Annotated in this window: 5 protein-coding genes; 4 read left to right on the forward strand and 1 reads right to left on the reverse strand. The window is 71.4% G+C overall.

Translation table 11 applies throughout. The annotated features are described in order from the left end of the window. A partial coding sequence (locus E1165_RS26035; protein ID WP_132394371.1) for a class F sortase occupies nucleotides 1-446 on the forward strand: 446 nt, incomplete at its 5' end. Nucleotides 447-491: 45 nt separating this feature from the next. Here the strand turns inward: E1165_RS26035 and E1165_RS26040 are convergent. After that, complete coding sequence (locus E1165_RS26040) at nucleotides 492-5,546, reverse strand: NAD-glutamate dehydrogenase (protein WP_132394372.1); 5,055 nt, start codon at nucleotides 5,544-5,546, stop codon at nucleotides 492-494. Nucleotides 5,547-5,837: 291 nt separating this feature from the next. Between E1165_RS26040 and E1165_RS26045 the strand changes: the two genes are divergently transcribed. The 3 genes from E1165_RS26045 to E1165_RS26055 all read left to right on the forward strand — a co-directional run. Next, on the forward strand, nucleotides 5,838-7,796 hold the full coding sequence (locus tag E1165_RS26045) for a penicillin-binding transpeptidase domain-containing protein (RefSeq protein WP_132394373.1): 1,959 nt from the start codon (nucleotides 5,838-5,840) through the stop codon (nucleotides 7,794-7,796). A 326-nt stretch (nucleotides 7,797-8,122) separates the two neighbouring features. After that, on the forward strand, nucleotides 8,123-8,563 hold the full coding sequence (locus E1165_RS26050; RefSeq protein ID WP_132394374.1) for a hypothetical protein: 441 nt from the start codon (nucleotides 8,123-8,125) through the stop codon (nucleotides 8,561-8,563). A 6-nt stretch (nucleotides 8,564-8,569) separates the two neighbouring features. Then, nucleotides 8,570-9,315, forward strand: a 746-nt coding sequence (locus E1165_RS26055) for a triacylglycerol lipase (protein WP_132394375.1), incomplete at its 3' end; no start/stop codon positions are given.

Raw genomic sequence — 9,315 nt, forward strand, 5'->3', positions numbered from 1 at the left:
CCCCCACCGTCATCTCGATCCCCCGCATCGGGGTCGAGGCGGAGGTCATGACACTCGGCACCAACCCCGACGGGACCGTCCAGGTGCCTCCCCTGGAGCAGGCCCACCGCGCCGGCTGGTACTCCCCCGGCGTCAGCCCCGGCGAGGCCGGCAACGCGGTGATCGTCGGGCACGTCGACTCGGCGAAACTCGGCCCCGCCGTCTTCTTCTCGCTCGGCTCGTTGACGAAGGGCGACACCATCACGGTGTCCAGGGCCGACGGCACGCGGGCCACCTTCACCGTCGACGAGGTCCGGGCGTACCCGAAGAACGCCTTCCCCAGCGAGCTGGTCTACGGCCCGAGCGACGTCCCGGCGCTGCGGGTGGTGACCTGCGGTGGGGTGTACGACCAGAACACCGGCGGCTACACCGACAACGTCATCGTCCTCGCCAGGATGACGTCCTGACGACGCGCCTCCGGCAGGAACACCGGAGGCGCGTCGACGGACGCCTCAGGCCGCGGCGGAGGTCCGCACCAGGGTGCGGATCTGGCGCAGCAGCACCGAGAGGGCGGCCAGGTCGGCCCGCGACTCGTCGAACTCCCCCATCGCCCGGCGGGCACGGTGGATGGAGGTGGCGTTCGACTGCTCCCACTCGCGCACCCGGTCCTGCCCGGACAGGCTGTCCGGGGTGGAGTCGAGCACCTCGGCGGTGAGCGCGGCGAGCGCGGCGTACAGGTCGTAACGCAGCGCCATCCGGGCCAGGGTCTGCCAGCGGTCCTCCCGGGGCAGCAGGGAGATCTTGGACAGCAGGGAGTCCACCCGGAACAGGTCGGACAGGACGAAGTAGACCGAGGCCACCTCGTCGACGTCCCGTCCGCTGGCGGCGGCGGTCTCCACCACGTCCAGCAGTCCGAAGCTGTACATCAACCGGGTGGCCTGCTCGGCCAGTTCCCGCGGCAGCCCGCGTGCGGTCATCGTGTCGATGTGCGCGGCCAGCGACTCGCGCTCGCCGCCGTGGAAGCGGGTCTCCAGGTCCGGCAGGAGGCGGGCCACCCCGGAGCGCAGCCGGTCGATCTCCGCCGGCACGTCGATCGGCGAGCGCCGGTTGGTGACCAGCCAGCGCACGGCGCGGTCGAGCAGTCGCCGGGTGTCCAGGTAGACGCTGGTCTGCAACTCCGGCGAGATCCTGTTGTCCAGCGCCTCGACCGCGTCCCACAGTTCCCGCAGTCCGAACACGTCGCGCACGACCACGTACGCCCGGATCACGTCCGCCGGCGAGGCGGCCGTCTCCTCCACCACGCGGAAGACGAACGAGATGCCGCCGCGGTTGATCGCCTCGTTGACCAGCACCGTGGTCACGATGTCGCGGCGCAGCCGGTGCCGGGCCATCCGGTCGGCGAACCGCTGCCGCATCGGCGTGGGGAAGTAGTTGACCAGGACGTCGGTCGTCCACTCCTCGTCCGCGAGCCCCTCGGCCAGGATCTCCCGCTCCAGGACGATCTTGACGTACGCCAGCAGCACCGCGAACTCCGGCGCGGTCAGCCCGGACTCGGCGCGCACCGCCAGCTCCTCGTCCGGCGGCAGCGCCTCCAGCGCCCGGTCGAGCTGGCCCGCCCGCTCCAGCTCGCTGAGCATCCGACGGTGCACCGGCAAGAGCGAACTCGCCTGGGCCTGGGCGTTGTTGATCGCCCGCGCCTGGTCGTAGTTGTCCCGCAGCACCAGCTCGGCGACCTCGTCGGTCATCTCGGCGAGCAACTCGTCCCGCTCGGCGATGTCGAGCACCCCGTCGGCGACCGCCGTGTTCAGCAGGATCTTGATGTTCACCTCGTGGTCGGAGCAGTCCACCCCGGCCGCGTTGTCGATGAAGTCTGTGTAGATCCGGCCGCCAGCCAGGGCGTACTCGATCCGGCCGAGCTGGGTGCAGCCCAGGTTGCCGCCCTCACCGACCACCCGGCAGCGCAGGCTCCTGCCGTCCACCCGGATCGCGTCGTTGGACTTGTCGCCCACCTCGGCGTTGGTCTGGCTCGACGCCTTCACGTAGGTGCCGATGCCGCCGTTCCAGAACAGGTCGACCGGCGCGGTGAGGATCGCCTTCATCAACTCCTGGGGCGACAGGTGCGTCACGTCGTCGTCGAGGTCGAGCACCGCCCGGACCTGCGGCGAGATCGGCACGGACTTGGCGGTACGCGGGTACACCCCGCCGCCGGCGGAGATCAGCTTCGGGTCGTAGTCCTCCCAGGACGACCGGGGCATGTCGAACAACCGCTTGCGTTCCTCCCAGGAGGTGGCGGCGTCCGGATCGGGGTCCAGGAAGATGTGCCGGTGGTCGAAGGCGGCCACCAGCCGGATGTGCCTCGACAGCAGCATCCCGTTGCCGAACACGTCGCCGGACATGTCGCCGACGCCGACCACGGTGAAGTCCTGGGTCTGGGTGTCGTGCCCCAGTTCCCGGAAGTGCCGCTTGACCGACTCCCAGGCGCCCCGGGCGGTGATGCCCATCTTCTTGTGGTCGTACCCGGCGGAACCGCCGGAGGCGAACGCGTCGCCGAGCCAGAACTGGTGCGCCGCCGAGATCTCGTTGGCGATGTCGGAGAAGGTCGCGGTGCCCTTGTCGGCCGCCACCACCAGGTACGGGTCGTCGCCGTCGTGCCGGACCACGTCCGTCGGGGGCACGATCTCCCCGGCGACGATGTTGTCGGTGACGTCGAGCATCGCGCCGACGAACTCCTTGTAGCAGGCGACCGCCTCGTCCCGGTCGCCCGGCTTCTGCTTCAGCACGAAGCCGCCCTTGGCGCCCACCGGCACGATCACGGCGTTCTTCACCATCTGCGCCTTGACCAGGCCGAGCACCTCGGTGCGGAAGTCCTCCCGCCGGTCGGACCAGCGCAGGCCGCCCCGGGCGACCGGCCCGAAGCGCAGGTGCACGCCCTCGAACCGGGGCGAGTAGACGAAGATCTCGAACTTCGGCCGCGGCGCCGGCAGCTCCGGAACCGCCTGCGGGTCCAGCTTGAACGCGACGTACGACTTCGGCCGCCCGTCGGCGCGCCTCTGGTAGAAGCTGGTCCGCAGGGTGGCCTGGACCAGGGTCAGGTACGACCGCAGGATCCGGTCCTGGTCGAGGCTGGCCACCTCGTCCAGCGCCTCGCCAATCGCGGTGACCAGCCCGCTGCTGCGCTCCCGGCGCTGCTCGGCGGTCGCCGTCCCCGGGGCGAACCGCACCTCGAAGAGCTCCACCAGCAGCGCCGCGATCCGCGGGTACGCGATGAAGGTCTGCTCCATGTACTCCTGTGAGAAGACCGTGCCGGCCTGGCGCAGGTACTTCGCGTACGCCCGCAGCACCACCACCTGCCGCCAGGTGAGGCCGCCGCGCAGCACCAGCTCGTTGAAGCCGTCCACCTCGGCCTCGCCTCGCCAGGCCGCGGCGAAGGCGTTCTCCACGTGCGGGCGCACCTCGGCCAGCTCCTGGTGCCCCTCGGGCAGGCGCAGGCCGAAGTCGTACAGGAAGACCCGACCGTCGATCCGGTCCACCTCGTACGGGTGCTCGTCGACCACCTTGACACCGAGGGAGTGCAGCACCGGCAGCACGGCGGAGAGCATCATCGGCTCGCCGTACCGGTAGACCTTGAACCGGACGTCCATGGTGTCGTCGACGTCCGCGCCCCGGTCGCCGCCCGCCCGCGGGGCGAGCTGCTTGCGGAACAGGTGCATCTCCAGCTGGCCGGGTTCCTCCAGCAGTTCCAGCTTGGCCAGGTCCTTCATCGCCTCGTACGGGGTGTGCCCGTCCTTGTAACCCTCGGGGAAGGCGTCGGCGTACCGGGCGAACAGGTGCTTGGCCTGCTCGTCGCCGAGCTTGCGCTCCAGCACCAGCCGGTAGTCGTCGTCCCACAGTCGGGTCGCGTCAGCCAGTTCCTCGGCGAGCAGGTCCGCGTCGATGTCGCCGGGCGGGTTGGCCGGGTCGGTCCGGACGATGAAGTGCACCCGGGCCAGCATCGACTCGGTGACCCGGGTGGTGTAGTCCACCCCGACGCCGTTCAGCTCGCGCAGCAGGATGTCCTGCATGCGCAGCCGGTTCTGGGTGGTGAACCGGTCCCGGGGCAGGTAGATCAGGCAGGAGATGAACCGCCCGTACGCGTCCCGGCGCAGGAAGACGCGCAGCTGTCGGCGGCCGGCCATCCGCAGCACGCCGATCACCGCGTGGTACAGGTCGTCGGTCTTGATCTGGAACAGCTCGTCGCGCGGGTACGTCTCCAGGATCTGCAGCAGGTCCTTGCCGGAGTGGCTGCGCAGGCTCAGTCCGGAGCGGTCCAGCACCTCGGCGACCTTGCGCCGGACCACCGGCAGCTCCTGCACGCTGGTCCGGTACGCGGCGGTGGAGAACAGGCCCAGGAAGCGCCGCTCACCGACCACCTCGCCGGCGTCGTTGAAGATCTTGAAGCCGACGTAGTCCAGGTACGCCGAGCGGTGCACGGTGGCCCGCGAGTTCGCCTTGGTGATGATCAGTAGGCGCTTCTCCAGCACCTTCTCGTGCGCTTCGGGAGTCATCGAGGACAGCGACCGGGCCTCCGGCGAGTCCGACCGCAGGATGCCCAGGCCGGTGCCGAGCACCGCCTCCAGCGCCTGGCCGCCGTCCCCGCTGTCCACCAGCCGGTACTCGCGGTACCCGAGGAAGGTGAAGTGGTCGTGGGCCAGCCAGCGCAGCAGCTCCACCGAGTCGGTGATGTCCTTCTCCGGCACCGGTGGGCGGTTGTCCGAGGTCCGCGCCGCGGCCAGCTCGTCGGCCAGGGCCAGGGCCCGCTGGCGCATCTTCGGCCAGTCCTCGACGGCCTCGCGCACGTCGGTGAGCACCCGTTGCAGCTCGCGGCGGAGCTTCTCCCGCTCCTCCGGGTCGCGGACCGGGTCAATCTCGATCCGCATCCAGCTTTCCACCAGGTCACCGGCGATCGCGTCGTCCGGCTCGACGTCGGCGGAGACCTCGGTCAGCCGGCCCAACGGTTCGCGGCGGACCACGACCAGCGGGTGCACCAGCAGGTGCACGTCCAGGTGGTAGGAGTTCAGCAGCGCCGTCACCGAGTCGACCAGGAACGGCATGTCGTCGGTGACGATCTCGATGACCGTGTGGTGCTGCTCGGCGCCGGGTGAGTGGATACGCAGCTTCAGCTCGCCCGGCACCCGCTGCTGGGCCAGTTCCCGGTGCGCCCGAGCCGCCTCCAGCATCTCCTCGGCGGTGAACCCGATCAGCTCCTCGTCCGGGGCGAACCGCCAGAACCGGCTGACCAGGGTCGCCGCGTCGTGGTCGTCACCGGCCAACACCACCGCCTGGGCCACCAGGCGCTCCGCGTTGGGTACCGGCTCGTCGAGTTCGGTGTCCTCCCCGTCCTCGCCGAGCGCCTCGGGGGGCAGACCCAGGTCGTAGAGGGTGTCGATACTCGCACCGGTCATCCCGGTCGCTCCTGTGTCGAGCCGGCCGAAACCGTCCCCGTCGGTCGCCGAATCGAAGCTGTCGTCCCGGCCGGTGTCAGCCTGCCGGAGGTCGGGTCCCGGTTTGATCGCCGGACGCCGGTCCATCGGTGCCACTCCCCTCGACCCACCGCGTTGTGGGTCACTCTGCCGCCCAGCCTAGGCCTGCCGTTCTGTCCGTACGTCGGCGGACCACCGGCCGGACGTCCGGTTCGGGACTGTCGTCCTTTCGCCTGTTGCAGATCCGTGGTCGGCCGGTCGCCGAGTACCCCGACTGGCGATGTTCATCACACCTCTGTCGAGGCGTCTTCACCCAGCGTGCGGACGTGCGGGGCGGTACGGGAGGGTGGACCGTACTAGCCTGCGGGCGGCGTCGAGACCACGGAGGTGTAAGGCTTCATGAGCCTGTCGTACCCGTACCGCCGGTTGCGCACCCCGGCCCGCCGGGCGTTCGCCGCGCTGGCCGCCACCGTGCTGGCCGCCGGTGCGCTCGTCGGCTGTTCCGACGGTGACGGGCCGGAGCGGAGCGTGGACGCGTTCCTGGCCGGCTGGCGCTCGGGCGACCTCGACGCGGTCGGCTTCCGTGACCCGACCGGCGCCCGACTGCCCGCCGAGGAGGTCGCCGAGGAGCTCAAGACGCTCTGCGGGGAGTTGGCGGCCACCCCGCCCACCCTGCGCCGCAACGGCGAGCCGACGGTCACCAAGGACATCGCCACCGTGCCGGTCCGGGTGGAGTGGTCGCTGCCGGGTGGAACCACCTGGGCGTACGACCGCCCGGTGCGGCTGCGCCAGGGGCGGGGCGACCAGTGGCAGCTCATCTGGGAGCCGCAGCTCGTCCACGAACGGCTCGAGAAGGGCGACCGGCTGACCCTGCGCCGGGAAGGGCCCACCCGCGCCGCCGTCCTCGACGCGGCCGGGCAGCCGATCGTGACGCCCCGCCCGGTGGTCCGGGTCGGGGTGCAGCCCGGTGAGGTGGACGATCCCGCCGCCCTGGCGAAGGGGCTCGACGCCGCGTTCCGGTCGGTCCGGCCGGCGATCACGCCACCGGTCGACGTCTCCGACCTGCCCCGCCGGCTCAGGGACGCGGATCCGGAGGCGTTCGTCGAGGTGGTGACGTTGCGGGACGAGGCGTACCGGCAGATCAGGTCACGCATCCACGGTCTGCCCGGCACGACGTTCGCCACGGAGCAGCGGGACCTCGCCCCGACCCGGGAGTTCGCCCGGGCACTGCTCGGCTCGGTGGACGAGGCGCACGCCGACGACCTCGCCAGGCACCCCGAGAAGTACGCCCGGGGGGACCGGGTGGGCCACGGCGGCCTCCAGGGCCGGTACGACGACCGGCTGCGCGGTGTGCCGGGGGTGGCCGTGCTGATCGCCCGGAACGGACCGGACGGCCGGCCGCTGCCCGGCATCGAGGTGCACCGGCACGAGCCGGCTGCCGGGCAGCCGCTACGCACCACCCTCGACGTCGCCACCCAGAACGCGGCCGACGGCGCGCTGCGGGGCGAGAGGCGCCGTTCGGCGCTGGTCGCCGTCCGGATCAGCGACGGCGTGGTGCTCGCCGCCGCCAACGGTCCCGGCGCGGCCGGCGAGAACCTGGCCCTCACCGCCCAGGTGCCGCCCGGCTCCACCTTCAAGATGGTCAGCGCCCTCGGCCTGCTGGACCGGGGCGCGGTCACCGCCGGCACCACGGTGGACTGCCCGAAGACCTTCGTCGTCGACGGCCGCTCGTTCAAGAACTCCGACAACTTCGCCCTCGGCCCGGTGCCGTTCCGGACCGACTTCGCGAAGTCCTGCAACACCGCCTTCACCGCGCTCGCGCCGAGGTTGGGCCCGGACGGCCTCGCCGTCACCGGCCGCACGCTGGGCCTGGAGGGGCAGTGGGACCTCGGGGTGGACGTCTTCACCGGCAGGGTCTCCGCCGACGGCGGCGCCACCGAACAGGCCGCCGCCGCGATCGGTCAGGGCACGACTCTGGTCAGCCCGCTGGCCATGGCCGGCGCCACCGCCGCGGTGGCTCGGGGCCGGTTCGAGCAGCCGAAGCTGGTGCTCGACCCCGCGCCGGCGAAACCGGCCGGGCCCGGACCGCAACTGAAGGCCGAGTCGGTGGAGCCCCTGAGGGCGATGATGCGCGAGGTGGTGACCGCCGGCACCGCCAAGGCCCTCGCGGACGTGCCGGGCGCTCCGGTGCACGGAAAGACCGGCACCGCCGAGTACGACGACAACCCCGAGCACACGCATGCCTGGTTCGTCGGCTGGCGGGGTGACGTGGCGTTCGCGGTCTTCGTCGAGCAGGGCGGGTCGAGCACGTCGAGCGCCGTCCCGATCGCCGAGCGTTTCCTCCGCGCCCTGCCCTGAACACCAGCCGCCGACACCGACGGCGCCCTCGGTCTTCTCCTCCGCCGCCGCCCACCCGGTTCACCGAGGGTGATCCTGCCGCACGGCCCGGAAACCGTCCGCGCCGGCACTCGACCGGCATTTCCGCGGTGACCGTTGCTAATGGCGTTCGGTGAGGAACTCGTCCAGGCGCTGCCGACGGCGGTTGTCCGCCGTGGTGCAGATGCCCCGGCATAACCATCGACGTCACGACGGACGCCTATCCGGTGATGTCCATTCGTGCGATCCTTGCCGATGGCGATCGGCTGGATGATACGACTTCCGACAACGCCGGGAAGGGTGTCACGGTGTTCCCCGACTTCTACGCCACGGCCGCACAGGTTCTCCCGGTACTCATGCTCGCGCTGATCTGGGAATCCCGATTTCTTGATCGCCTCACCGCACAGAACCGTCGACCCCGCCGGACGGACCCGGACGGCGTTCTCTTCTGGACCCGGCCGCGGGTGCGCGCGTACTCGTTGTTCATCGTCGCCACCATCATGACCGGCACCGCCCTGGCGCTGCTGGTGCTGGCCGGGGCCGTGCCGCCCGGTGAGGCGCCGCGCGCGGTCCTGACGGGCTGCGCGCTCCTGGCGCTGGCCACCCTGCTCACCCGCGTGGTGGTCGACGTGGTCGCGGCCACCAGACCACCCGGCGGGGAGGATGAGCCGGTCGCCGCCCCGGTGGAGACCGACGTCGGGCACCCGCCCGGCGCGACGCCTCCGGCCGTCGAGCCGCGCGGGAGGTGAGGCCGGGTGGCCGCCGTCGACGTCGTCTTCGTCCACGGGCTGTTCTCCTCCCCACGAGCCTGGGAGCCGATGGCCGCCCTGCTGGCCGGCGACCCGGACCTGCCTCCGCTGCGGACCCACTTCTTCCAGTACGACTCCCGGATCGTCCGGCTCCGTCCCGACCGCCGGATCCCGCACCTCAACGACATCGCGGACCGGCTACGCACCTACCTGCGCGACGAGGTCGACTCGGCGACCGCCATCACGCTGGTCTCGCACAGCCAGGGCGGTCTGGTGATCCAACGGTTCCTGGCCCGGACCCTGGCCCGCGCAGCCGGGTACGAACTGGCGCCGATCCGGCGGGTGGTCATGTTCGCCTGCCCCAATTCCGGAGCGGAGTTCGCCCGCTCGCTGCGCCGCCTGGCGCTACCGTGGCGCAATCCTCAGGAACGGGAATTGCGCCCGCTTCAGGAAACGATCATCGAAACCCACCGGGCGTTGGACCGGGGCATCTTGAACGCACACGCGTACGGCCCCAACGAATGGCCGCTGCACATCGCCGCCTACGCGGGTATAACAGACAATATCGTCCCGCCGATCAACGCCAACGGGCTGTTCCGGGCCGGCGGCGTGGTCGACGGCGACCATTTCTCGGTGATCCGGCCGAGGACCCGGGCCGACTCCAGCTACCTGGCGCTGCGCAACGAGATCATCGCCGCGGCCACCGCCCCCGGCCCGCCGCACCCCGACGACCGGCCGGAGCCGGCCGGGCC

The sequence above is a fragment of the Micromonospora sp. KC723 genome (assembly GCF_004348595.1).
Classification (GTDB): Bacteria; Actinomycetota; Actinomycetes; order Mycobacteriales; family Micromonosporaceae; genus Micromonospora.